The organism is Sphingomonas sp. P3_C6, assembly GCF_056402595.1.
On sequence record NZ_JBFUHB010000002.1, the window covers coordinates 89,122 to 113,530 of the forward strand.

Below are 24,409 nucleotides of genomic sequence, written 5' to 3' on the forward strand. Positions count from 1 at the left end.
ATGGTGTCGCGGCGCGCATGAGCCCAAGGATGAATAGGAAGGCCCGGGTTGACGGGCAGGGCCGATGGCCCGGATCGATGGGCCGGGGCGGCTGGCCGGACTACTGCCCACGCCATGGCCCAGACCTTTCGGTCCATAATGTCGTATCCGTACAATTGCGCGACCGGGAGGCGATGGCGTTGCGACAGAGAATCGTCGAAAACACCGTATTGATCTTAAATCCAGTTTTCGAATGCCCGGATCGGGACTATGGTCACGACAGCCCGGTTGCTTGGGGTTTCCTTTGCTCTTTAGCGATGCCCAAGATTTATTATTGGCTTGGTGGGCTGTGCGCTGTGTAGTCAGTTCAGCGTTAATCATGATGTTGGGGCGGATTTTTCTTCCCAGCGCCTAATTGGTCCGGCCCATCTCGACCGATCGGTTTTTCGAACCGGCCGGCGTGGTGCAGTCAGAGGGAGTTCACGGATGGAACGCCACCGCGACGGCGACACGGGCAGTGGGAAGAGGCCCACCGCGCTCGTGGTGAGCGACGTCCTGATCTACCGCGAAGGGATCGCCGCGGGACTGGCCCGGATCGGTGATATCGAGGTGGTAGGCGCCATTTCCGCCGAGGAACTTTGCGGCGCGCTTGCTGCGGGTGCCGTCGAGATCGTGTTCGTCGATATTTCGCGCGACCGATCGCGTGAGGCGGCACGCGCCGCGCGGGCCTTGTCTCCACCGGTACTGGTGATCGGATTCGGTATGACCAGTGAGGACGAGGGGCTTGCCGGCGCTGAAGCCGGCGTGACGGCGTTCGTCGATCATGACGGTACGATCACCGACCTGAACCAGGCAGCCAAGCGGGCGCTGAGCGGTATTCCGGTATGCCCGCCCCAATTAACCACAAGGCTGCTCCAGCGCGTTGCGCAACTCGCGAGCCGCGGGCGACCGGAAGGCGACGCGACACTGACGCCCCGGGAGCGCGAGATCGCCTCGCTGTTGGAGGAGGGCATGTCCAACAAGGAGATCGCCTGCGTGCTCAGCATCAGCCCGGCGACGGTCAAGAACCATGTTCACATGATCCTCGACAAGCTCAATCTGCCGCAGCGGCGGATGTTGATGCTGTCGCAGGTCGCGCGCGGCGGGCGGGGGCAGGGCATCTATGAGTCGACTTCGGTCTGAGCTTCATCTGGAAGCGAAGGGCCTGATCGCAGGTCAGGGCAGCAAGTCACTGCGCCTGCATCGTCCGTAGTTTCGTCTTCGCCTGCCATTCGAACCGCGGGGAGACCGGACGGAGGCGCGCTCCTAATGCGGCCACGCGATCATCTGACGTGTATGTGCGCCCTGCACCAGTCCGTCCAAGGCGATAGCTAACCAAAGCCGACGATCATTCCGAGGGTAGAGTCGCGCGGCAAAATGGCCCAGAAGCGCGCAATGCTGGCATATGATCCAAGAGCGGCGCGGTGAATCGCCCGTACCTCCGTGCCCTCGTCGACAGGGTGTTGCCCGCCGCGACCGGAGAGGTGTTGCCGGTCGCCCAGCGGCGGCTGGCGACCGGTCTGGGCGCGGTAACGCTCGGCCTCGTGGCCCTGGCGTTCGCGATGCTGGGAGACCAGGCTCAGGCGGCCTTCGCTACCATCGTGCGGCGGTGGCCCTATGCGCCGCTGGGTCTTACGCCGCTGCTATTCGCGGCCGTCGCGTTCGCCACCTCCCGATGGTTCGCCCCGGCGCGCGGCTCGGGCATTCCGCAGGTCATTGCCGCCAGCCGCGATCCCGAGACCTCGTGCGCCGGTCCGCTGGTGTCGTTGCGGACGGCGGCCGCCAAATTCGGCCTGACGCTCGTCATGCTGCTCGCCGGTGGATCGGTGGGACGCGAGGGACCGACCGTGCAGATCAGCGCCGCGATCATGGTCGCGGTGCATCGCTGGTTCCGGGTGCCGCTCAGTGCCGGGGTCTATATCGCGGGCGGAGCAGCCGGGGTGTCCGCCGCCTTCAACACGCCGCTCGCGGGGGTTGCCTTCGCGATCGAGGAGTTGGCGGCAGCCTATGAGCAGCGCGTCGCGGTCCTTGTCATGGCAGCGGTGATGATCGCCGGGTTCGTCAGCCTCGGCATCGCCGGCGACTATGTCTATTTCGGCGCGATGCGGAAGACGCTCGGGCTCGGTGCCGTCGTCATGATCGTTCCCGTCGTCGCGATCGTCGGCGGACTGGCGGGCGGCCTTTTCTCCCGGTGCGTGCTAGGCTTCGGACGTTCCGATCTTCGTCTTGTCCGGGCGCTGCGGACGCGCCCGGTGGCCCTGGCCTTTACCGGCGGGCTGGTCGTCGCGATCGTAGGCATCGCAACGGGCACGACCTGGGGCACAGGCTATGGTGCTACCCGCGCCCTGGTCGAGGCGCAGGGCGGTTCGCTGTGGTTCGGCCCCGCCAAGCTCGTATCGACACTGGCGACGACGCTCAGCGGAACGCCGGGGGGCATTTTCGCGCCGTCGCTTTCGGTTGGAGCCGGCATCGGCAATCTGGTTGCCCCGTGGTTCGGCGACGCGCCAGCGGGTGCCATCGTCGTGTTGGGGATGACCGCCTATTTCGTCGGCGTGGTACGCGCGCCGCTGACCGCCGTCATCATCATCACCGAAACGACAGCCAGCCGAGGGATGATCCTTCCCCTGTTCGCCACAGCACTGATCGCAGATGCGGTCAGCGCAATGGTCTGTCGCGAACGCCTTTATCATGGCCTTTCCAAGGCGTTCGTGTCGCCGCGCGCTCCTCCGTCTTCCTGATCGGGCGAATCGCCTTTTCAGGTGAACTCCACTTGCCGGCATTCATTGTGACGGGACGGCCCTTCAAAATTTCTATGGAACATACCTTCGTTTCAGACATAGCCCCTGAATCGAGGCGGAATGGTACGGGGCAGATGTGACGACGAAGCTGGAGCGGGCCGGAGGTGGTAAATTCTGGCGCTGGTGGCGGATCGCGGCGGTAGGCGGGGTCGACCACGATGCAGTACTCAAGCAGATCAGGGAAGAGGCGGGCTGGTCGGGGCGATATGCTTTCCTAATCGTAATTTCGGCGGCGATCTCCTTGCTTGGGTTGCTCATGCCTTCGGTCGCGGTGCTGATTGGCGCGATGCTGCTCTCGCCCCTGATGATGCCGATCATCGGGCTGGGCTTCGGAATCGCGACACTCGATTTCGGCGAAGTTCGTCGCGCGGCGACCGCCCTCGTCATGGGGTCCCTGCTTGCAATCCTGCTGTCGGTGGTGCTCATTTCGATTTCACCAGTCCAGACGGTCACCAGCGAGATTGCAGGACGGACGCAGCCGACCCTGTTCGATCTTCTCGTGGCGCTGCTCTCGGCGATCGCGGGTGGCTACGCGCTGATCCGCGGCCGTGGCGGCACCGTGGTGGGCGTCGCGATCGCGATCGCGCTGATGCCGCCACTCGTCGTGGTCGGGTTCGGCATCGCAACCTGGAACTGGACGATATTCTCCGGTTCGCTTCTCCTGTTTCTGACCAACGCCGTGACGATCGCGCTTACCGCCGCATTGGTCGCACGCGCGTACGGGTTCGGCAGCCATCTTTCCCCGCACCACACTGGATGGCAGCTGGTTCTTTTCGTCTGCGCACTGGGACTTCTGTCCGTGCCGCTCGGCGCCTCGCTCAGGCAGATCGCCTTTGAGGCGGTCGCGCAACGCCAGACGCGAGAAACCCTGCGCACCCGTTTCCCCGAGGGCGCCAGGCTCAGCCAGTTGGACATCGATCAGAGCGTGGAGCCGATGCGGATTCGGGCAGTCATGCTGACACCGAGAGTCGAGACCGGGGCCGATCGCTCGTTGGCGGACGATCTGGAGGCGAGGCTGGGACGTAGGGTCGATGTCCATGTCGACCAGTTGCGTATCTCGCCCGAGACAGGAGCCGCCGAGGCCGCGCAGATAGCGAGAGCGGCCGACACCGCGAAAGCGACGTCACCGGACGCGCAGCAGCGTGCATCCGAGGATCTGGCACTCATCGCCGGCATCGCATCCTCAGCGGTGAGCGTGGATCCAACCAAACGCATTCTAACGGCGACGGCCGCACCATTACCCGGCCTGACCATCGTGGGCTATCGCGCGCTGGAAGCGAGAGCCCGATCCGCGCTGCCGACCTGGGAGGTCCGGCTTTCCCCGCCTGGTGACGCGCCACTGCCGGGCCTGACGATCGAGGATGGCGTCATCGACAATGAAGCGCTGGACCTGGCCGGATGGGCATCGGGGCGCCTGGACAAGGACCTGATAGTGGACGGCGGCGCATCAAGGCTGCGCGGTGCGGTGGCAGCGGGCATAAACGCCCGCGGCGGACGGGCAATCGCGGGCGTCGTTGGCGGACGATTGCGGCTCAGGTGGACGGCGGACGAAAATGATCCCGGCGGATCCCGCTGAGGCAAACCCTGCTTCCGGGCGCTGGCCCAGGTCTTAGGCTCATAAGCGCGGAGCCACAGCTGCATCGAGGCTGGTTGGACGATGGCGAGGAAGTCGCCAGTCGGGCGCGGCCTCGATCGCGTGCAGCGACCAGTTGAGGCAAGCGGCCGTGTCGCCATCCCGAGGCAGGAGCGGCAATAACATCCGGATCGACCGAAGGACTCGAGGTTGGTCTTCTCGACGACCGAGGAAACTTCTGTTTCGGGGTTCGCCAGGGCCAGTCGCGATCCTTCGACGTCATTTGCGGCGCCCTCAAGATCATCCTACAAAAATTCAAACCCGACGAGTGCGCAAATTACCCTAGCCATCCCGGATATGTGCAATCCTGGTCGTGTTCGACTTCTAGGAGGCCCCGGCAGCCCGGGGATCGACCATGATGCGCAATACGCGCAATTGCAGTGCCTCCAGCGCTTCCCGACGCTCTGCGACGGCGGTATCTGAGAGCGGGGCATCGCGAAATTCTTCGACCGTTGCGCCGCGCAGCTCGGAGACTTCGCGCTCGAGGCGGTCGATCCGGTCGTTCGACACCGACAGTTCGACCAACATCGCCAGCGCGATGGCCAGCACATGTTCGGTCTCGACATTGTCCAGGCTCGCCGGTCGGGTGCCGCGGCCAGAGGCGATAACCGCGCGGATCGCGTCAGTTGCGCTCGTCATGCTGCGGTCGCAGGCTTGCGGCCGCTGATCACGTACCAGCGGTTGAGGTTGCTTACGGCGGAAACGTTATGTTCGGCGACATCCGCGGCGGCGAAACCGGCGGCGAGCATGTCGGCCTCGAGATCGGACTCGGTATAGGTCTGCCAGAAAATCTCGCCGTTGAAGCGTGTGTCCCAGTTCTTCTCGACGCGGTGGACATCGCTAGGCGCGAAGCGGGTGTCGACGTCCTGGAAGATCACCAGTCCGCCCGGCCGCACCACGCGCAGCGCTTCGGTCATGGCGCGGCGGCGTTTGTCGGCGCCGATTTCGTGCAGCATGTTGTGCGAGACGACGAGATCGAAATGATCGTCGGGATATTTCAGGTCGGCGGCGTCCATCTGGCTGAAATGCACTGCGACGTCGAGCGCTTCGGCGCGGGCATGCGCGTAGCGGAGCATGCCGGCGCCAATGTCGATCGCGTGCACCTCGGCATTGGGAAAGCGATCGGCATAGGCGGCGGAAGCTGCACCGGCCGAGCAGCCGAGATCGAGGATGCGCTTCGGTTCGAACCCGGCGAATGTGTCTTCGAGCAGTCGAAAGATGACGCCTGCCTTGCTGTCGCTCTTGCCGGCGCCCTGGCCGAAGGAGAAGACGTTGCCGCCGGTTTCGTAAAAGGCGCCGGCGACGACATCGTCGGGTCCGTCGTCCCGGGCATAGCCGCCAGGCTGGAGATGGACGTCAGTGCCGGCCAGTTCGGGCGAGGGATCATAGGACGGGTCGAGCGTCAGGCTGCCTTTGCGATCGGGGGAGGCGGCGAGGTCTCGCGCGGCGGCCTGCATCCTGTCTCGATCGCGGAAGATCGGCTCGCCGACCGAAACCCAGATCATTTCCTGTGCCGCGCGATTGGCGGCGCTCCACAGGCGGTAGCCGGGGGACTCGAACAGGGCAGCCGAGATGTCGTCAGGCGATTGCGGCTGGCGCTGGTGGCGTGCGGCGAAGGCAGGCGCACCCTCGTCATGGAAGCGGCGGACATTTTCCGGGCGGACGCGTGCGTTGAGCAGCTTGCGCAGCGAGACCACGGCGCGCTGGCGGCTCAGTTCCTCGGCGGTGGCGCGCGGCAGGATGGGGTGTTGCACGTCGCGGACGTTCATGGCCTTGGTCATCACGCTGCCTCCTCGATGAATTCGATCAGTTCGCCCGCCGGCCCGCGTACCGTGCAGGCCAGCCGTCCGTCGTAGCCAGGGCCGTCGCGCCGCACCGGCGGCATGATTGCGAGCGGGGAGACCCGGTCCATCGCGACCGTCGCGATACTAGCCATGGCGCAGCCGGGTGGGAGCATGCCCGGCGCGCAGGGACGCGGGCCGGCGATCAGGCCGGGGCCAGGGGGATATTCATCGAATTCGAACAGATAGCCATGATCGCGCAGGCCCGCGGTGGTCATCCGGGTAACCGTGTCGGCGGAGAGGCCCTGGGCGGTCTGGATCAGCGCGATCCGGCTGTCGCGAAGGGGGCGGCGCTTGAGATCGAACAGGTCGCAATACCAGTTGCGCAGCGTGTCGAAGTCCGGCCCCGCGACAACCAGGATGAAGGGGCGATCGATGAGCGAGCGCGGTTGCGGGAGGATCGAGGTAGCGCGGTCGCCGCTTTCCATCGTGAAATAAAGGCATTCGCCCGACGGGCCGACGGCCTGCATCGCGACGATCGAGGGCATGAACTGCAGCGGGCGGGGCTCACCGACGATGGTGAAGGCGGAGGCGTTGAGGCGATTATGGACCTCGTAGACGTCGTCGACGATAATCTCGAACGCGGCCCAGCCATAGGTGGTGAGGGCGCGGTAACCGTACACGGGAGCGATCTCTACCAGGCGGAGATAGTCGTCGCTGGCGCCCTCGGTGCTGAGGACGACACAACGTTGTCCGGCCATGGCGGGGGTGCCCCAGCTGGCGGCGAGATCAGGGGCGATGGTGCTACTGTCGCGGGCGATGTAGCCGAGCGCGGCATAGTCGCCGACGCAGCTGTCGAGATCGGGGGTGGCGACCGTGGCAAAGCGGAACCGCGTCAACAGCGGATCGCCGTTCGAGGTCCAGTCGGTCATGTCCGCGGGCTTTTCATGAGCAGCAGATTATCACCGATTACACTTATTTCTATATCAAATGAGCAATTCGTGGCAAAAGCACCGAGATGCTTGCGAAACCCGCAGATTTGCGATCTTTTCGACGTCCGTCAGGGTCGCGCGGAATGCAGATCGAGCTTGATCTGGTAGAGATCGGGACGGAATTGGGCGAGCACGTACTGGACTGGGCGATGCGCGGTATCGAACACCGTGCGGTTCACGCGCAGGATCGGCGAGCCGATATCCACCTCGAGCAGACTGGCGAGCGTGCCGTCGGCGAGCGATGCGGAGATCGTCTGAGTTGCCGCGCCGATCTGCACCCCGGCCTGTTCGAGCAACGACAGCATCGGCGTGGCTTTCAGCGCAGCACGATCCATCGCGCCCGCCAGATCGCCCGGAACGTAGCTGACAAGATGGCTGATCGGTTGATTTTCGAGCCAGCGGACCCGGTCGACGCGCAGCACCTGCGTATCGACCGGGAGGCCGAGAGCATCGCTGATCGGCGGACGGGCCGCGATCATGTCGAGCTCGAGGATGCGCACCTGAGTCTTGCGGCCATAGGTGATGAGCGATTCGAGCGCCTGTTCGAGGCTGCCCTCGATCGGTTTGGCGGGCGACTGATAGGTAACGTGCGTGCCGACGCGGCGCTTGCGCTCGACGAGGTGCGTGTCGGCAAGCTCCGCCAGTGCCCGGCGCGCGGTGATGCGCGAGACGCCGAAGTTTTCGGACAATTCTTCTTCTGTCGGCATGCGCGATCCGAACGCGCGGCTGCCGTTGATGATCTCCTCGCGAAGCTGGAGGAAAATCTGATGATAGAGCGGGATCGCCTGCAGGCGGTCCACCTGGTCTTCGTTGCGCTTGCTCAAGGCCGATCGTCTCCCCGTTGCACCTGCGCTTGTCACTTAACCACCTGCCCACCAAGAGGGAAAAGACTTCATGATCGCTAAATTTTGCCTTAGCGCCGCCGAACTTGACCGGATGCTGGCCGCCGCGAGCGCGAAAGCCGCGGAACTGGGGCTCGCCGCGTCGATCGCGATCGTCGATGAGGGCGGCTATGCCTTCCGCCTGTATCGCAGCGACGGTGCCGGGCTGATGACGCCGGCGGTCGCGCAGGCGAAGGCCCGTACCGCGGCCCTGCTGCGCGCCCCGAGCGGGGTGCTGACCGCCCGGCTGAAGGACCAGCCGGAATTGCTGCGGCTGACCGAATATCTGCCGATGCCGGGTGGCTTGCCAGTGTGTTATGAAAACAACGTCGTCGGCGCGGTCGGGGTGTCAGGCGGCTCGCCGGACCAGGATGAAGCGATCGCTCAGGCCGCCCTGGATGCATTGAGCTGAAATGGCGTGGAAGGGCGGGGAGATCAGTGCATCTCCTCGCCACCCGACACGTTCATCGCCTCGCCGGTGATGTAGCGCGCCTGGCCCGAGCAGAGAAATGCACAGGCATTGGCGGTGTCCTGAGTCGTGCCGACGCGCCCCAGCGGAATCCGCCCGCGCATCGCCTCGAGATATTCCTCGAGCGTCTGGCCGCGCATCTTCGCCATATACTCGTTCTGCCACGACCCAAGCCCGGTGGTGACATGGTTGGGGCAGACCATGTTCACGTTGATCTGTGCCGGACCCATCTCGATCGCCACTGAGCGCGTCAGGCCGACCAGCCCATGCTTCGAGGCGATATAGGAAGAGGTCAGCGCAGAGCCCGATTTCGAGCCGCGGCTGCCGATCGAGACGATCTTGCCCCGGCCCCAATCGGCCACTTCGTCCTGTTTGAGCATCTGGCGGATCGCATGCTTCATCGCGAAAAAGGCGCCGCGCAGGTTCACGTCGAGCACGGTATCCCATTGCTCCTGGGTTTGCTCGATGAACGGGCCGAACAGATATCCGACGCCGGCATTGTTGACGAGGATGTCGAGCTTGCCGAACTCGGCGACGGCGCGCGCGACCAGCCCCTCGACCTCGGTTTCCACGCGCATGTCGGCGGTATGGGTAACGATGTCGGGGTGGATCGTGCGCAGCTCAGCCGCGATCTCTTCAAGCTCCGATGCCTGGGCGACACCATGTTCGGGCGCCATCGCGCCCTTGGTCGTGCCCAGATCGTGGAGCACGAGGCGGACCCCGTCCTCGGCCAGCTTGCGCGCGATCGCTGCGCCGAGGCCGCCGTGGCGGCCGGCGCCGGTGACGATCGCCACCTTGCCTGCGAGATCGGGATACATCGGCAAACTCCTCAGAATGAGATGGCGGCGTGATAGCCTTCGGATGTCGCGGCGAGCACCGTGCGGGGCGCATAGGCATCGCCGATCGTGCGCACGTCGAGACCCGCCGCGCGCAACGGGGCTTCGAGCGCGACATCGGGAATGCGGGCGGTGGCGTAAGTGAACAGCGCGACATCCGTCAGCACGGTTTCCCGGCCCGAATAGACATCGGCATAGGCTAGCTCACCTTCCTCGAAACGCGAGGTTGCGAGCGGGCGAACCGAAGTGACGAAGTCGATTCCCTTGCGACCGAGCCGGGCATAGACGCCCTGGCGCGTGACCATGGCTTCGTCGGCAGCGAGGCGTTCGCGGTCCGTGAGGATCACGACTCGTTCGAAGCGATCGTTGAGCATTTCGGCGGCCGCATAGACGAACGCCGTGCCGTCGGAATCGTGAATCACGGCGGTGCCGGCCTGGCGTCCCGGCCGCTGGGCGAGATCGGCCATCGCTTCGCGCAGATCCGGAAAGAATCCCTCGCCGCGATACTCAGCCGGCAGATAATCGGGCCAGGCGGGTGTAGCGCCGGTGGCTAGCACGACATGATCGGGGGCGAGGGCGATGATGTCGGCGGCGGTGGCCGGCATGTTCCAGCGAAATACGGCGCCGGCACGTTCGGCGGCGAGTCGCTGGTAATCATAGATGCTGCTGAGATTTTCCCCGCCGGGCAGCAGCGCGTGGAGCCGCGTCTTGCCCCCGGCTTCATCGGACGCGGCAAAGACGGTTACGTCATGGCCCCTCGCCGCGGCGACCCAAGCGGCCTCCATGCCGGCGATCCCGGCGCCGACGATGACGATCTTCCGGCGTACCGGCGCAGGTTCCGGCGTCCAATCCGCTTCGTCGGGCGCGCCGACGCGCGGGTTATTGTCGCAGTGCAGGCCGCGCCCGACATTGATCATGTGCCAGCAGGTGTTGCACGACACGCAATAGCGGATATGCGCCTCGCGCCCCGCCTCGGCCTTGATCCCCCAGGCGGGATCGGTGACCAACGGACGGCCGAGCATGACGAGATCGGCCAGACCGTCCCGCACGATGCGTTCGCCCTCGTTCGGATCGGTGATCAGGCCGAGCGCGCCGAGCGGCATGCCGGGCGCGGCTTGGCCGAGCGCAGCGATGCGATCGACATAGGGCGTGCGTGGGCCGTGCAGATCCGGCAAATGCTCGTAGAGCGTGTCGCCATGCGCACCCCAACAATAGGTGAGATAATCGACCTGCCCGGTGGCGTGGACCAGGCTGGTGATCCGGGCCGCCGCGGCGAGATCGATGCCATTCGGCATGCCGTCCTCGGCGGGCAGCTTGGTGCCGATGATGAAGTCGCTGCCGCAGGCCGAGCGCAGTGCGGCGATCAATTCGAGCAGCAAGGTCGCGCGGCCCGCAAGATCGCCGCCATAGCGATCCTCGCGCACGTTCGAGCGCGCGGCGAGGAACTGGTGGAATAGATGGCCGTGACCCGCCGAAATCTCGACTCCGGCGAAGCCGGCCTGCTGAAGCGCCCGAGCGGACTCGACGAATTCGGCGATCATCCGCTCTATCTGACCGGTCGAGAGCGCATGCGGTACGGTGCCGCTGAGATCGTCGGGCAGGGCCGAGGGGCCGAACGCATTGGGGTTGCGAAAGCCAGCCCGGAAGCCGCGCCCATTATCCTGGATCTGGCCGAGCATCAGGCTGCCATGGTTGCCCACCGCATCGGCCCAGCGCGCCAGCTCACCCGCATTGATACCGTACAGTATCGCCGGGCGCGTCGGCAGATTCTGCCAGGAAAGCATCGCCATCGGCTCGCTGACCAGCATCGAGGCGCCGCCCCTGGCGCGATTGGCATAATAGTCGATCAGGCGCGGTGTGACCCGGCCGGCAACGGCAAAGTGAGTCGACATCGACGCATGGACGATGCGGTTGCGCAGGGGCCGCGTGCCGATCGTCACCGGCGAGAAGAGATGGGGGTAGGCGGTCACGGCTGGCGGCGCACTCATCCCGGCGCGTGCATCCGCATCACGCGCTGGAAATAGGCGTTGCGCCATTCAGTCCGCTCGGTCTCGACGGTCGCGTTGGCACGGTAGGCCTCGATATCGGCGCGCGACACCAGGCCCTTGTCGTCGAGCAGTCGCTCGATCGTATCGGTGCGCTCGCGCAGCACCGCGACCTCGGTCATCAGCTCGAAGAAGAACGTCATCATCTGATCGATCGACGGATCGTCGAAGAAAGTCGGACGCTGGCCCTTGCTGCTGCGCGGCAGCGAGACATCTTCTGGGCGACGGGCTTCGGACATCGGATCAATCCTGCGGGTAAGGAAGTGCGAAGGGCGGGACGCAATCTCTGCGCCCCGCCCCCCGGTATTTGCAATCAGAAGTCGAAGCGCGCGCGCACCGTCCACCGGCCGGGCTCGTTGAGGTAAGGGAAGATCAGGAAGGACGCCACGTACCGCTTGTTGAAGCAGTTGGTGCAGTCGGCCGACAGGCTCCAGCCCTGTTCCCGGTTCCGCAGCGTGAGGCCGCCGTTGAACAGGCTGTGCGCCTCCTGATAGCCGCGCGCGTCATTCTGCGCGGACGGATAGCTGCCGTCGGTATAGGCCCAGGTAACCGACGGGATCAGCTGGAAGCTGCCCCCGAGATCGGCGGTATAGTTCGCCCCCAGTGTGGAGTTGAACGGGGCGACACGCGAGGGAAGGGCGATGTTGCCCGCCGTCGTGACGATACCCTGGTTGCAGTTGGTCGTCGTGGCGATACCCGCCTTGCAGTTCGCTGCCTGAGTCAACACCGAAGGATCTACATTGACGAAGCGGGCATGCTGCAGGCCCCCGGTCCAGAAGATGTTGAACCCACGCACCGGTACGATCGTCAGTTCCGCTTCCAGACCGTAGTTGCGCAGATCGGCAAAGTTGCGCGTGACATAGATGATCTGCCCCGGAACCAGCGGGTTCTCGCGACCGGCCGGCAACTGGTTGTCATAGTCGTTGAAGTAGAAGCCGGTCAGGTTGAGGCGGACCTTGCGGTCGAAGAACTCCGAGCGCAGACCGCCTTCGTACGACCAGATCGTCTCCCGCTTGAACGAGAACATACCCGCGGCATTGTAGGCGCGCGAGACCCATCCGCCCGACTTGAAACCCTTGGTTGCCGAGGCATAGACCGAGATATCCGGCGTGATCTTGTAGTCGAGCGCGAAACGCGGCGTCCACACCTTGGCGGTCTGTTTCACCGGATTGCCCGCCGCGATGATGTCAGCCGTGGTGAAGGGCTGGTTCAGGCCGACCGGAGTCAGCGGCGTGGCGTTGGGCTGGAAGTGGATATCCTTGAATTCCGCCGTGTAGCGGATGCCGGCGGTGAAGGTCAGATCGGGGGTGAGCTTGTAATCGCCCTGCACATAGCCCGCGATGGCATCGGTGTTGTTGTACATCGTGCGATCGGCCGAAAGCGTTCCGACGCCGGCAGCGGTGATCGAGATGTTGGCGAAGCTCGTCTTGTTGTCCTCGCGGATGTAATAGACGCCTGCGGTGTAGTTCAGCTTACCGTCAAATGCCTCGCCGTTTGCCTTGATCTCCTGGCTGAACTGCCCATGCCAGCTGTCGTTGGCGAGCACAGAGGTGGCGCCGGGCACCGCAGTCACGATATCGCCGGGGCTGGTGTAGATCGTGGTGGCACTGGCCAGGCTCATCGCGCTGTCCGTGAGATATTCGTTAAAGATGTGGCGATAGCCGGTGATAAGGTTGATCGTCAGGCTGTCGCCCGCGTCGATCTGCACGTTGGATGTCGCCGACCAGGAAGTGGCGGTGTTGCCGAGCTTGTTGTCGGCGAGTCCTGGCGACAGATAGTTGCGGCCGCCGAACACCTGCGAAACGGTCGAATCCTCGCGCAGCCGGGTGTAGCTTACGCGGTCCTTGGTCGCGGGATCGTAGAAGTTCGGGAAGTTGGCGTAGCTCTGGGAATTATAGTCGCCAGTGATATCCCAGCTGGTGTTGCCGGCGCCGAGCAGGCGAAGCGCGCCGCGGAAGCCGTAGCTATGTTCCGAGTTCAGCTTTTCGCCAGTCACGCGGTTTTTCACATAGCCAGCGTCGTCGATATAATACGCCTGGAACTTGCTGAGCAGCTTATCCTTGATGATCGGAATGTCGACCGAGCCGCGCGCCTGCACGCGATCATATTTGCCGTAGCTGACCTCACCGAAACCGCCGAAATCGGCGCCCGGCTTCTTCATGATGACGTTGATCGCGCCGCCGGTCGTGTTGCGGCCGAACAGCGTGCCCTGGGGGCCGCGCAGCACTTCGATCCGCTCGACATCGAACAGCGAGAAATTGTTGGCGCTCTGCCGCGACATATAGACGTCGTCGACATAGGTGCCGACCGGCAGATCGAAGGTAGAGATCGTCTCGTTGTTGTTCAGGCCACGCATCGAATAGCTGTTGGCGGTACCGACCGACGTGTTGTTGTGGCCGATGAGGTTGGGGACATAGGCCAGCAGATCGATGGTGCGCGTGATCTGGCGCGTCTGCAGTTCCTGCGCGGTGAACGCGGAAATCGCGATCGGCACGTCCTGCAGCTTCTGTTCGCGGCGCTGCGCGGTGACGACGATCTCTCCAACGCCGTCGGATTCGTCAGCGGCCTGAGCGGCGGAGACGGGAGCCTCGGTCTGGGCGTGAGCCTGGGTGGCGACGGCCATCGCGTAAAAACTGAGGCCGAAGGCAGTGCTGTAGCGAAGCTTCTTGGTCATCGTTGAAACCCTTTTTCAAAATGCCGCCGACCGGCGTTTTCGCCGCGCCGACCTCACGCCCGAACGCCGGGCAATACGATCCTACCTCCGCCAACCAGGGTCAGCGGCGCACCCACAAACTTCATTTCTTATTTGTTATAGAGCTATGACATATAGACGGCGCTGTCACGCGAATTGTGCGTTAATCCAATCGATCGTTCGGGGTGTGTCGTCAGTGCAACAAGTCATCCGCTATAGGCCGGTCGCGCTGGCGCGCGATTGAGTTAGCCGCGCAGGTTAGTGTATGAATTCAGGGACACTTTCGATGGCTTGGCGAGCGCGGCGATGGCCGCCAGATTGATGTCGGCAACGGAGAATTCCTGGCCAAGCGACCATGGCCGCCCGGCAAGTGCGGTATCGCGCAATCGAGCGCCGGTTGCAGGACCTTTTCGGTCCGGGCGACGGCGCACGATTCGCGCTCCGCTTCGGCGTTGAGGACCCGGTCGAACAGGGACACCGTCAGGTTGCGCCCGAGTTCGTTTCAACCCCCAGAAGCTCCACTGTCAGACGAGCGCCCCTGCTCGATACCCTCCGGATGAAGGCGGCCGGTACCGTATTTCTTGGCGAGGTAGGGACTGTCGGCAAAAGATTCGAACAGGGTGGGACCGTTGTCGACCAGGGCCGGCACCTTGCCGTCTGATTGATCGTGAGACAGGCGGCTGCTTCGTCTCGCCGGGGGCGGGCTCGATATTCTGCGCGTCGAGCCCGAGCGCGCGCGACCCATAAGGGGCAGCGGTCACGGGATCCGGGGCGACCATAGACGGTGATCGTCATTTGGGTGTTAAGCCTTTGCGGTTCAGGAAATCGAGGACCGGCGCAGCCCATTCGGCGGCCTGCTCGAACACCATGCCGGCGCCGCCCGGCAGTTCGGCATACTCCCAGCCAGGGCGGCGTTCGACGAGCTGTCGGCCCATCGGAAACAACCGGTCAGTGCGGCTGGCGATGACAAGCGTGGGGCAAGCGATGGCATCGAGATCGGCGTTGAGATCATAGGCCGGCGCGGCGCGGTGGCCGTCCTCCTTCCAAGGACCGTTCGCGAAATAAGCGACGATACCGACATGAACCGTCTCGTCACTCCAGGCAGGATCGGCGATGTGGCGCACGGTCGCCCAGCGATCCGTAAAGTGCCTGCCGTCCGCCTTGATTTCCTGCGCGTCGTGCAGGCCAGCGGCGCGTTCGGCACGTTGGTCGCCGGTGTAATAAGGCATGTTGTCCGTGACGAGCGCGGCGATCCTGTCGGGCCGGGTCGCGGCAACCCGCGCAGCGACGAGGCAACCGCCATGATGGCCTGCGATCACGACCCGATCGAGCCCCAGCGAGTCGATCACCGCTACCGCCGCTTCGGCATAAGCCTCAATGCTCGCGGCGCGCGGCGGATCGGACATGCCGTGGCCCGGCATGTCGGGAACGATGACCTGATAACCGGACGCCGCCAGCACGGGCATCGCCTTGCGAAACTGGATCGACCCCCAAGGCGCCTGGTGGATCAGCATGATCGGCGTTCCGGTGCCGAGGATCCGGCAATGGACCTGACCGTCAGGGCCATCTACGTACAGGCGCCGCTCACCGGGAATGAGGTTGACGGAAGGCAGCATCATCTGGCTCCCGAAAGACGCTGGCCGAGCAGGCGGCCGAAGGTGAGCGCCGGGGTGACCATCATGCCGCCGCACGCCGCCTTGCCCATCGTCTGACCCGACCCGAGCACTTCGCCGGCGGCGTAGAGATTGCCGATCGGCGTGCCATCCTGACGGATGACCTGGAGATCGTCATTGACGGCAAGACCGATGGCGCCGGTGATCGCGCCGCCCTGCATGCGGATTGCGTAAAACGGACCTTGGATGATCGGGGCAGGGCCAGGCGCGCGACCGAGGAAATCATTGCCCGTCTGCACGCCGTAATTGAAGGCCGCGATGGTGGCAGAAAGGCCGTCGGCGTCGATCCCGGCAGCTTCGGCCAGCGCCGGGATGCTGTGGGCCGAGGCGAAGGAGGGACCGTTCTCGGCGAACTTCGCGGCCAGATCCTCGCGCGTCCAGTCGACGACGATCGGTGGCGCGGTATCGAGAATATGCTGATCGAACACGATCCAGTAGCGCCGGTCCGGCTGGTAACTCAGCGCCATCTCGCGGGCATCGACGCTGCGAATATCCTCGCGGATGAAGCGCTGGCCGGCCGCGTTGACGAAGATCTCCCAGGGCTCGCGACGTTCCGGGAAATGTTCGACCGTGCCGATCGCGCGCGCCGGAAAGGTCGCGCTGTTGTAGAGCGTGCCGAAATTGTTGAACACTTTGTCGTGCCCGCGCAGATAGCCGCCGACCGACTGGCCGAGCTTCAGTCCCGCGCCGCGCGAAAACGGATAGGGCGCGGCATTGTACAGCGGATAACCGTTGAGTTCAGCGAACAGTGCCGGATCGGCGGTGTAGCCGCCCGAGGCGAGCACGACATTGGCGGCATTGAAATCGCAAGTCGCGCCATCCGTTTCACGCGCAGTCACGCCGGTCACGCGACCATCCGCATCAGTGCGCAGCGCAATGACTTCATGGCCGAGCTTCAATGTCACCGCGCCGCTTTCGACGAGCCTCTCGACGATCGGCACCAGCACGTTCTTGATGTTGATGCCGCCCTCCGGGCCCCAATAATAGCGTTTCTCTCGATATGGTTCATGGCCGAAGCCCGCGACCGGGTGGTCAGGCAGTGGCTTGAAGCCGCGACTCATCAGCCAGTCGAACGTGCCGGCGGCATTGTCGATCGCGAGCCGGGCAAGGCCAGGATCGATCGTGCCGCGGCTGATACGGATCACGTCCTCGAAATGCGCATCGGGCGTGTCGGCGATGCCGTTCGCTGCCTGGAGCTGTGTTCCGGCCGCGCTCATCTGACCGGTGGCGACCCAGAGCGTGCCGCCAAGCTTTTCGGCGGCATCGACCAACAGGACCCTGGCGCCGTTTTCGGCAGCGAAGATGGTTGCCGGCAATCCCGCGGAGCCGCCGCCCACCACAATCAGGTCCCACATGAGGCGCCTCTCCGGATCGTTCCAAATAATGGAACATTGTTCTATAATAATGCTAGGCCGCGCGATAAGGCATGGTCAAGCGCCAATTCGACGGTCGCAGAGCTGGGCAATCAAGCCGGTTGTCGGTACGAGAAATTCACGGATGACCAGCACATATGCTGGTCGTCGAGCCGGCCGCTGGTCCGATATCGTGGCCGGTTTCGTCCTTAAGGCACGATGTAAAAGTAGCCGGTCAGGCGACCAGACGGACCTGCCCGGCAATCCGCGGCGCCGAGGCGCCGAGCGCGCGCGAAGCCTCGGCAGCGGCGGCGCGGACCTGAGTGACCAGGGTCGCGCTATTTTCCTCGCTCAGGCGCGACAGCGGCAGGGCCAGCCCCATCGCGGCGATGATCTGGTTGTCCGGGCCCCAGACCGGCGCGGCGATACCGCCCACCGCAGTTTCCCATTCGCCGCGGTTAACTGCGATACCCGCTTCACGCACCGCCTCGATCGCGGCGGTAAGCGCGTCGGGATCGACGATCGTGCGTGGCGTATAGGCGCGCAAAGGACCCTCGATCGTCTCGCGCAATGCAGTCGGATGGAAGGCGAGGAAGATCTTGCCGGTGGCCGAGCAATGCGTCGGCGCGCGCTCCCCGATTTCGGAAAAGGCGCGGACTGAATGAACGCCTTCCGATTTCTCGATATAGATCACGTCGGCACAGTCTGAAATGGCGAGGTGCACCGTTTCGAGCGTGGCGCGGGCGAGCTGATCCATGATCGGGCGGATCGAGCGGCGCAGATCGAGCCGCTCGATCACCTTTGCGCCCTGCTGCCAGATCTTCAGCGTCGCTGTGTAGCGGCTCTTGGCCGAGCTGGCATAGCCCAGCTCGATGAAGGTTTGCAGATATCGGTGCACGTTGCTCTTGGTAAGCCCGACCTGGCGCGCCAGATCGGACACGCCGATCGGTTCGGGCGCGGCGATCAGCGCTTCGAGCACTTGCATACCCTTGACGATCGTCTTGTCCAATTCCGTCTCCGCTCTTCTACCTTGCCCGGCAGGGATATTGTTCAATTATGTGCATGGGCGGGGGAATCCGCCAGTGCCAACTCGAGCTCCGTCACGGCGGCGCGGTAATATTTCAGGCCGACGATACAGAGCAGGATCGACGGAATGCCGAGCACGAGCACATAGCAGCTGAGCACTACGCCGATCATCTTCGGATCGCCGGTCATATCGGTAGCAAAGCCGATGATCGGCGGGCCGAGCAATGGCCCGATCAACGAAATGAATGTGTTGAAGATCGCCATCGATTGCGTGCGAACTTCGCCGGGCGTGATCTGCGCCATCGACGACGGGCCGCCGGCAGTCGCCACCGACTTGCCGATAAAGGCGATAAACATGAATATTACGGCGACCGGCGCGCTCGGCATGATCGGATAGAGCGCGCTGCACGGCACGCAGATAAGCAGGCCCAGGATCAGCACGCGCATCGAGCCATCAACGCGGCCGATCGCGAAATGCCGCTGCGCCCAGACCGCGACGGCAGTACCGATCGGGCCAGCGGTGAAATAGAACAGCCCGGTGACCAAGCCGGTCTCGGCGATGCCCCAACCCCACAGGCGCGAAAAGAGCGGCACGTTCCACAGGGTCAGCGCGCTGAGCGCGAAATTGCAGGTCGAGCCGACGATCAGCGCGCCGAAGCCGCGCCAGCGCAGGCCCATATATTTGAAGGCGGCGCTGGCGGGGGGACGCTCGGCCGTGGTTTCCTGCCGAACCGGCTCCCTGATCGTCATCATCAGGCCCGCGAAGATGAAGCCCGGAATGCCGACCAGCACGAAGGTCGCCTGCCACGGCGCGAGCCGGCCGAAGATCGGCCAGTCGACATGGCCGAGCGTCTGCAGGTGGCTGACGATCAGGCCGCCGAGCAGGAAGGCGAGGCCAGCGCCGAGATAGGGCCCGGCCATATAGACGCTGATGGCACGCGGCCGCTCCCGCCGGTTGAAATAATCGCTGATGATCGAGACCGAGCAGGGGCTGACCACTGCCTCGCCGAGACCGAGGCCGAGGCGCATCAGGAATAGCGGCAGGAAGGTTGCGACCAGACCGCTTCCAACCGTCATCGAACACCAGATGATGATGCCGGCGAGCAGCAGATATTTGCGATTCGAGCGATCGGCATACCAGCCGAGCGGAATCGCGACGAGCACGTGGAAAGTCGAGAAGGCCGGGCCGAGCAGAAGCCCGACCTCGAAATCGCTGAGCTTCATCGACGCTTTAAGCGGCTCGATGAGCAGGCTGAGGATGAACCGGTCGAAATAGGAAAGGATGAAGACGCCGAGCAGCAATATCACGACGTACCAGCGGTACGCCGGGCCGTTCTTCTCAAGTGTCACGCGCGGCGCCCCCTTTGCTGTGGTGTGCGATGAGTGAAGATCAGCCGGTCTTGCGGCTGCCGAAGACGTACCAGCCGCCCTTGCCATGGCGCGGCCGGCCGGGCTCGTCCCAGGCGAAGGCCGTGCCGCGATCGGGATAGGCGTTGATGTCCGGCAGGATGTGCGCGAAGCTTGCCAGCGGATCGAAGCCGCCCCCGGCCATCAGTGCGATGGGATCCTGGTTGCGCCAGGCGGTATAGCCCGGCTCGTTGTTGTTGCGGGTATCCCAGTTCCAGAAATAATTCTCCCACGCATCGACCAGATCATGGGCAGGCAATTCCTGGTGGACCATCAGCCCGCCGGGTTTCAGAAGGCGATGGCATTCCGCCATCACCTTCTTCGATGCCCAGACCGGGATCTCGTGGAAGAAGAAGCTCGAGACGATCAGATCGAAATGTCCGTCGGGGAAATCGGTCTGCTCGGCATTCTGCTGGCTGAAATGGACYGGCAGCCCCTCATGCTCGGCCGCGGCATGGCCGTAGCGCAGCAGCGGCGCGCCGACATCGATGCCGTGCGCCTCGACGCCGGGGAAGGCCTGGACATAGGGCATGAGGTTCTTGCCCGAGGTGGTGCCGAGATCGAGCATCCGCGTGGGCGTGAAATCGGGGAATTCCGTCTTGATCCAGCGGCTGATGACACGGGCGACACCGCCCCAGCTGCGATGGCTCTGCTGCGCGGTGAAGACGCGCGCGCCGAGGCTGACGACGGCGCCCTGGGCCACATCATCGTCGGTCCATTCGCTGTGGAAGCAGCCAGGCGTCAGATGCACGTCGAGATTGGTGACATAGGCCGGCACGTCGAAGCCGGGGGTGAGGCGCAGCGATCCGCCGGCCGGGTTGCGCTCCGCCGCGTCGCGGGCGACCGCGATCAGCTCGGGCAGGGCGCGCTCGACCTCGGGCTGCACCGACTGGAAGCACATCTCCTGCGCGTTGTAGCGCAGCGTACTGTAGAAGCGGTACGACGGCTCGTTGCGCATCGCGCGGTCGATGTCGCGCCAGTCCGCCGGGGCAGGGGTCCTGGGGGCTATGCGCTCGCGGTAATCGCTTTCGAGTGCGGTCGCGAAATCCTGGATCGCGTGGCGGCGCAGCGTGCTGCAGAAACGCTGGCGCGCAATCTCGTCATGAGTCGGCTGAGTCACCGTCTCGATGTTGGCAACGGCGGAATTCGAAACCAGCGTATCGGTCATCTAGACCCTCCAAGCGCGAATTTCCAACATTTAGAACACTGTTCTGAATTCGAGGCTAACACGCTCTTTTGGCCGTAGCAATGCACCCTCGGCGATTATCTCGTGCTCATTCCGACGTGCGCAGAAACAGCTTGCGCCCGCCTCATTCCTATTAGAAGTAGTACAAATAATCCACGGGTCAACGGGGTCTGCAACGAGCATGGAAACGGGCGTGATCGTTGTCGGCGCAGGGCCGGTCGGCCTCACCACCGCTTATCTTGTCGGGCAGCACGGTATTCCCTGCACGCTGATCGCGGAGGAACCGGTACTGGCGACCGACCTGCGTGCCTCGACTTTCCACCCACCGACGCTCGACATGCTCGACACGCTTGGGCTCGCCGCGCCGCTGGTCGCACAGGGCCTGCGCAGCCCGACCTGGCAAATCCGTCTGCATGAGACGGGCGAGCGCGCCGAATTCGACCTGTCGGTGCTTGCCGGGGACACGCGGCACCCGTTTCGCTTGCAGTGCGAGCAGTCGCGGCTGTGCGCGCTGCTGCTCGACCGGCTGGAGGTCGAGGGCAAGGTGCGGCTGCTGCTCGGCCAGCGCGTCGAACGCGTGGCGCAGGATGTGGACAGGGTGACGGTCACGGCGCGTCCGGTTAATGGTGGCGACCCTACTGAATTCACCGCGCGTTATGTGATCGGCGCTGACGGATCGCGCAGCGTGGTCCGGCAGGCGGCCGGGATCGGTTTCGAGGGCAAGACATATCCCGAGACGACGATCCTCGCGACGACGACCTTCCCGTTCCAGGAACACCTGCCGGGCCTGTCCAATGTCAATTATGTGTGGAAGGCGGGCGGCACCTTCTCGCTGCTGCGGCTCAAGCAGCTGTGGCGCTGCAGCCTTTATCCCGACCATGACGAGAGCATCGAGGACGGGCTGACCCCGGCAAGCATCGCGCGCAAGCTGCAGGAGATCGCGCCGAGCAATACGCCGCACGAGGTGCTCGAGACGCGCGCCTACCGCGTGCATATGCGCATCGCCGACGATTATCGCGCCGGCCGCATCCTGCTCGCCGGAGACGCAGCGCACGTGAATTCGCCGGCCGGCGGCATGGGCATGAACGGCGGGGTGCACGACGCGTTCGAGCTGACCGAGACGCTCCGCCAGGTGTGGAGCGGGGCAGGGGTCGAGCTGCTGGACCGCTACACCCGCCGCCGCCGGCCGATCGCCGAGCAGGAGGTGCTGGCGCAGGCTGACCGCAACCGCGCGCGGATGCAGGAGCGCGATAGCGATAAGCGCCGCGAGATGCTGACCGCGCTGCAGGCGGTTGCGGCTGACCCCGAAAAGGCGCGTGCACATCTGCTGCGCAGCTCGATGATCGCGGGACTGCGGCGCGCGGCCGAGATCGCATGACCGCCGGCGGCTATGATTACGGCCGCGCGGGCCGCATCGGGATCGGAACGCCGCAGGCTAATCCGACGGTCGAGACCGAGTTCGCCATCCTGCTGCCCCCGGCGGTCAGCCTGACCGTCACGCGGCTGACCAGCGCAGCAAGCCTGCCGGCCGACCGGTTGCGCGCCTATCTTCTCCACCTTGGCGACCATCTTACCGCGTTCGACACATTCCATCCGGAGGCCTTCGGCTTCGCGTGCACGGCATCTTCCTATCTGATCGCAGCGGACGATGCGCGCGCGACGATCGCCGCGTGCGAGGACCGTTTCGGCTATCCGATCATTACTGCGGCGGAGGCTGTCCATCGCGCGCTCCGGCGGATCGGCGCGCGGCGCATCGCGCTGGTTTCGCCCTATCCGGCCGCGCTGGCTGAGGCGGCTACACGCTATTGGTCCGGGCTGGGCTATGATCTCGTCGCGGTCGCCGCTGCCGGCGACCTCGCGCCAGATACCGATACGCGCGGTATCTATGCGCTGGGCAGCGATGCCGCGGCCGCCGCTCTGGCGCGGATCGACCAGGGCGCGGTCGACGCCGTGTTGCTCAGCGGCACTGGCATGCCGTCGCTGCCGCTGATCGCCAGCGCAACCGCGGGCGTGCCGATTCTGTCTTCCAACCTCTGCCTCGCTGCGGCGCTCTGCGCAGCGGTGAGCGCAGGCGACTTGCTCGACCCTGCCGCCTCCCGTGCCTGGCATGCCCGATGCGCGGCGGCGATCGACCCGAAAGGACAATGAAATGACCATGATCACCGCATTGATCGATGGCGAAACCGTCAGCACCGGCGAGGCTCCGATCCCGGTGATCGATCCGGCAACTGACGCGCTGATCGTTGAATTGCCCGAGGCGGACGGCGCGACGATCGACCGCGCCGTGGCCGCGGCGCGGCGCAGTTTCGACCAGGGCCACTGGCGCACCATGCCGGTCGACAAAAGGCAGGCGGTGCTGCGCAGCTGTGCCGACCTGATCGATGCCGCGGCGGACGAACTGGGCGACCTCGAATGCGCCAATACCGGCCTGCCGCTGGCGCAGATCAAGGGCCGCTCGATCCCGCGCGCAGCGGACAATTTCCGCTTCTTCGCCGATTATATCGGGCAGAGCTCGGGCGAACTGTTCGAACAGAACCCAGACTATTTGACCTTTGTCCGGCGCGAGCCGATCGGCGTCGCGGCGCTGATCAGCCCGTGGAATTCCCCGCTGGCGTTGGGATCGATGAAGATCGCGTCATGCATCGCCTTCGGCAATTCCTGCGTGCTGAAGCCCTCCGAACAGGCGCCGCTCGGGATCAGCCGGCTGGTCGAGATCCTCGGCGCAGCGGGCATTCCAGACGGCGTCGTCAACCTCGTCAACGGGCGCGGCGCGACGACGGGCGACCGTTTGATCCGCAACCCGGACGTCGATGTCGTGACCTTCACCGGCGGTACACCCACCGGCCGGGTGATCATGCGCACCGCCGGCGAACTGCTCAAGCCGGCGACGGTAGAGCTGGGCGGCAAATCGGCCAATATCGTTTTCGACGATGCCGATTTCGACCAGGCGGTCGACGGCGCGCTGCTCGGCATCTTCACCAATAACGGCCAGCAATGCCTCGCCGGATCGCGCATCCTGGTCCAGCGCGGGATCGCCGATCGTTTCATCGAGGCGCTGGTCGAACGAGCGAAGCGCATCCGGGTGGGCGACCCGCGCGACCCTGCGACGGAGATCGGGCCGCTCGTATCGGCGCGGCACATGGCGCACGTGCTCGGCTTCGCACCGCAACCGGGCGAAACGGGCGTCTCACTGCTCACCGGCGGAAAGCGCGCGCCGGCGTTCGAGCGCGGCTGCTATGTCGAGCCGACCCTGGTGCGGGCCGATTCCAATAATTCACGCGTCTGCCAGGAAGAGATTTTTGGTCCGTTCGGCGCGATCCTGGTGTTCGACACCGACGAGGAGGCCTACGCGCTCGCCAATGCCAGCCGCTTCGGGCTGGTCTCCTATGTCTGGTCTCAGAGCCTGATGCGGATCATGGAGGCGCAGGAGCGCATCCAGGCAGGCATTGTGTGGTGCAACACGCCGATGATGCGCGAGCTGCGCGCGCCGTTCGGCGGCTGGAAGGAATCTGGCATCGGCGCCGACGGTGGACGGGCGTGCGAGGATTTCTACACGCGGCAGAAAGCGGTCACGATCCCGCGCCGGCCGATCACCCTGCGGAAGCTTGGCGTTTGAGGAG

21 protein-coding genes are annotated in these 24,409 nt (G+C 64.7%); 7 read left to right on the top strand and 14 right to left on the bottom strand.

Annotated elements, in window-relative coordinates:
• Positions 1-465 precede the first annotated feature (465 nt).
• The 3 genes from AC1DT7_RS03840 (at position 466) to AC1DT7_RS03850 (ending at position 4,392) form a co-directional block, all read left to right on the top strand.
• Positions 466-1,161: a response regulator transcription factor gene (locus AC1DT7_RS03840; RefSeq protein WP_478034370.1), complete on the top strand. Its 696-nt coding sequence runs from the start codon at positions 466-468 to the stop codon at positions 1,159-1,161.
• Between the two features lie 281 nt (positions 1,162-1,442).
• Entirely contained in the window at positions 1,443-2,756 is a 1,314-nt protein-coding gene (locus AC1DT7_RS03845) for a chloride channel protein (RefSeq protein ID WP_478034371.1), read from the top strand.
• 136 nt (positions 2,757-2,892) lie between these two features.
• Entirely contained in the window at positions 2,893-4,392 is a 1,500-nt protein-coding gene (locus tag AC1DT7_RS03850; protein WP_478034372.1) for a DUF389 domain-containing protein, read from the top strand.
• A gap of 381 nt (positions 4,393-4,773) precedes the next feature.
• Here AC1DT7_RS03850 and AC1DT7_RS03855 read toward each other — a convergent pair whose 3' ends face one another.
• The 4 genes from AC1DT7_RS03855 to AC1DT7_RS03870 form a co-directional block, all read right to left on the bottom strand.
• On the bottom strand, positions 4,774-5,088 hold the full coding sequence (locus tag AC1DT7_RS03855) for a hypothetical protein (protein WP_478034373.1): 315 nt from the start codon (positions 5,086-5,088) through the stop codon (positions 4,774-4,776).
• Entirely contained in the window at positions 5,085-6,230 is a 1,146-nt protein-coding gene (locus AC1DT7_RS03860) for a class I SAM-dependent methyltransferase (RefSeq protein ID WP_478034374.1), read from the bottom strand. The genes AC1DT7_RS03855 and AC1DT7_RS03860 overlap by 4 nt, the downstream gene beginning before the upstream one ends.
• On the bottom strand, positions 6,230-7,162 hold the full coding sequence (locus AC1DT7_RS03865; RefSeq protein WP_478034375.1) for a hypothetical protein: 933 nt from the start codon (positions 7,160-7,162) through the stop codon (positions 6,230-6,232). The genes AC1DT7_RS03860 and AC1DT7_RS03865 overlap by 1 nt, the downstream gene beginning before the upstream one ends.
• 128 nt (positions 7,163-7,290) lie before the next feature.
• Positions 7,291-8,046: a GntR family transcriptional regulator gene (locus tag AC1DT7_RS03870; RefSeq protein WP_478034376.1), complete on the bottom strand. Its 756-nt coding sequence runs from the start codon at positions 8,044-8,046 to the stop codon at positions 7,291-7,293.
• Positions 8,047-8,116: 70 nt separating this feature from the next.
• Here AC1DT7_RS03870 and AC1DT7_RS03875 point away from each other — a divergent pair, with 70 nt between their 5' ends.
• Complete coding sequence (locus tag AC1DT7_RS03875) at positions 8,117-8,515, top strand: GlcG/HbpS family heme-binding protein (RefSeq protein WP_478034377.1); 399 nt, start codon at positions 8,117-8,119, stop codon at positions 8,513-8,515.
• 23 nt (positions 8,516-8,538) lie between these two features.
• Here AC1DT7_RS03875 and AC1DT7_RS03880 read toward each other — a convergent pair whose 3' ends face one another.
• The 10 genes from AC1DT7_RS03880 to AC1DT7_RS03925 form a co-directional block, all read right to left on the bottom strand.
• Positions 8,539-9,390: an SDR family NAD(P)-dependent oxidoreductase gene (locus AC1DT7_RS03880; RefSeq protein WP_478034379.1), complete on the bottom strand. Its 852-nt coding sequence runs from the start codon at positions 9,388-9,390 to the stop codon at positions 8,539-8,541.
• 11 nt (positions 9,391-9,401) lie between these two features.
• Complete coding sequence (locus tag AC1DT7_RS03885) at positions 9,402-11,378, bottom strand: oxidoreductase (protein WP_478034380.1); 1,977 nt, start codon at positions 11,376-11,378, stop codon at positions 9,402-9,404.
• Between the two features lie 14 nt (positions 11,379-11,392).
• Positions 11,393-11,692 carry a hypothetical protein gene (locus AC1DT7_RS03890; protein ID WP_478034381.1) on the bottom strand — a complete coding sequence of 100 codons (300 nt, stop codon included), beginning with the start codon at positions 11,690-11,692 and terminating at the stop codon, positions 11,393-11,395.
• Positions 11,693-11,766: 74 nt separating this feature from the next.
• Positions 11,767-14,127: a TonB-dependent receptor gene (locus tag AC1DT7_RS03895; protein ID WP_478034383.1), complete on the bottom strand. Its 2,361-nt coding sequence runs from the start codon at positions 14,125-14,127 to the stop codon at positions 11,767-11,769.
• A gap of 263 nt (positions 14,128-14,390) precedes the next feature.
• Entirely contained in the window at positions 14,391-14,531 is a 141-nt protein-coding gene (locus AC1DT7_RS03900) for a hypothetical protein (RefSeq protein WP_478034385.1), read from the bottom strand.
• Between the two features lie 405 nt (positions 14,532-14,936).
• Positions 14,937-15,764 (bottom strand): alpha/beta fold hydrolase, encoded by an 828-nt coding sequence (locus tag AC1DT7_RS03905; RefSeq protein WP_478034387.1) that lies wholly within the window; start codon positions 15,762-15,764, stop codon positions 14,937-14,939.
• Positions 15,761-17,173 (bottom strand): FAD-dependent oxidoreductase, encoded by a 1,413-nt coding sequence (locus AC1DT7_RS03910; protein ID WP_478034388.1) that lies wholly within the window; start codon positions 17,171-17,173, stop codon positions 15,761-15,763. The genes AC1DT7_RS03905 and AC1DT7_RS03910 overlap by 4 nt, the downstream gene beginning before the upstream one ends.
• Before the next feature lie 232 nt (positions 17,174-17,405).
• Positions 17,406-18,179, bottom strand: coding sequence for an IclR family transcriptional regulator (locus AC1DT7_RS03915; RefSeq protein WP_478034390.1), 774 nt, complete (start codon positions 18,177-18,179; stop codon positions 17,406-17,408).
• A 41-nt stretch (positions 18,180-18,220) separates the two neighbouring features.
• Positions 18,221-19,546 carry an MFS transporter gene (locus AC1DT7_RS03920; RefSeq protein ID WP_478034392.1) on the bottom strand — a complete coding sequence of 442 codons (1,326 nt, stop codon included), beginning with the start codon at positions 19,544-19,546 and terminating at the stop codon, positions 18,221-18,223.
• 40 nt (positions 19,547-19,586) lie between these two features.
• Positions 19,587-20,771: a class I SAM-dependent methyltransferase gene (locus AC1DT7_RS03925; protein WP_478034393.1), complete on the bottom strand. Its 1,185-nt coding sequence runs from the start codon at positions 20,769-20,771 to the stop codon at positions 19,587-19,589.
• A 211-nt stretch (positions 20,772-20,982) separates the two neighbouring features.
• Here AC1DT7_RS03925 and AC1DT7_RS03930 point away from each other — a divergent pair, with 211 nt between their 5' ends.
• From AC1DT7_RS03930 to AC1DT7_RS03940, 3 genes are read left to right on the top strand one after another with little or no spacing between them, the layout of a single operon-like run.
• Positions 20,983-22,167, top strand: a complete 1,185-nt coding sequence (locus AC1DT7_RS03930) for an FAD-dependent oxidoreductase (protein WP_478034394.1) — start codon at positions 20,983-20,985, stop codon at positions 22,165-22,167.
• On the top strand, positions 22,164-22,937 hold the full coding sequence (locus AC1DT7_RS03935; protein WP_478034395.1) for a maleate cis-trans isomerase family protein: 774 nt from the start codon (positions 22,164-22,166) through the stop codon (positions 22,935-22,937). The genes AC1DT7_RS03930 and AC1DT7_RS03935 overlap by 4 nt, the downstream gene beginning before the upstream one ends.
• Before the next feature lies 1 nt (position 22,938).
• Positions 22,939-24,405 carry an aldehyde dehydrogenase gene (locus AC1DT7_RS03940; RefSeq protein WP_478034397.1) on the top strand — a complete coding sequence of 489 codons (1,467 nt, stop codon included), beginning with the start codon at positions 22,939-22,941 and terminating at the stop codon, positions 24,403-24,405.
• The last annotated feature ends 4 nt before the right edge of the window (positions 24,406-24,409 follow it).

Coding starts and splice junctions, on each gene's coding strand:
- AC1DT7_RS03890 (WP_478034381.1), bottom strand. CDS start 11,692: ATGTCCGAAGCCCGTCGCCCAGAAGATGTCTCGCTGCCGCGCAGCAGC.
- AC1DT7_RS03855 (WP_478034373.1), bottom strand. CDS start 5,088: ATGACGAGCGCAACTGACGCGATCCGCGCGGTTATCGCCTCTGGCCGC.
- AC1DT7_RS03880 (WP_478034379.1), bottom strand. CDS start 9,390: ATGTATCCCGATCTCGCAGGCAAGGTGGCGATCGTCACCGGCGCCGGC.
- AC1DT7_RS03865 (WP_478034375.1), bottom strand. CDS start 7,162: ATGACCGACTGGACCTCGAACGGCGATCCGCTGTTGACGCGGTTCCGC.
- AC1DT7_RS03910 (WP_478034388.1), bottom strand. CDS start 17,173: ATGTGGGACCTGATTGTGGTGGGCGGCGGCTCCGCGGGATTGCCGGCA.
- AC1DT7_RS03840 (WP_478034370.1), top strand. CDS start 466: ATGGAACGCCACCGCGACGGCGACACGGGCAGTGGGAAGAGGCCCACC.
- AC1DT7_RS03905 (WP_478034387.1), bottom strand. CDS start 15,764: ATGATGCTGCCTTCCGTCAACCTCATTCCCGGTGAGCGGCGCCTGTAC.
- AC1DT7_RS03860 (WP_478034374.1), bottom strand. CDS start 6,230: ATGACCAAGGCCATGAACGTCCGCGACGTGCAACACCCCATCCTGCCG.
- AC1DT7_RS03935 (WP_478034395.1), top strand. CDS start 22,164: ATGACCGCCGGCGGCTATGATTACGGCCGCGCGGGCCGCATCGGGATC.
- AC1DT7_RS03940 (WP_478034397.1), top strand. CDS start 22,939: ATGACCATGATCACCGCATTGATCGATGGCGAAACCGTCAGCACCGGC.
- AC1DT7_RS03875 (WP_478034377.1), top strand. CDS start 8,117: ATGATCGCTAAATTTTGCCTTAGCGCCGCCGAACTTGACCGGATGCTG.
- AC1DT7_RS03895 (WP_478034383.1), bottom strand. CDS start 14,127: ATGACCAAGAAGCTTCGCTACAGCACTGCCTTCGGCCTCAGTTTTTAC.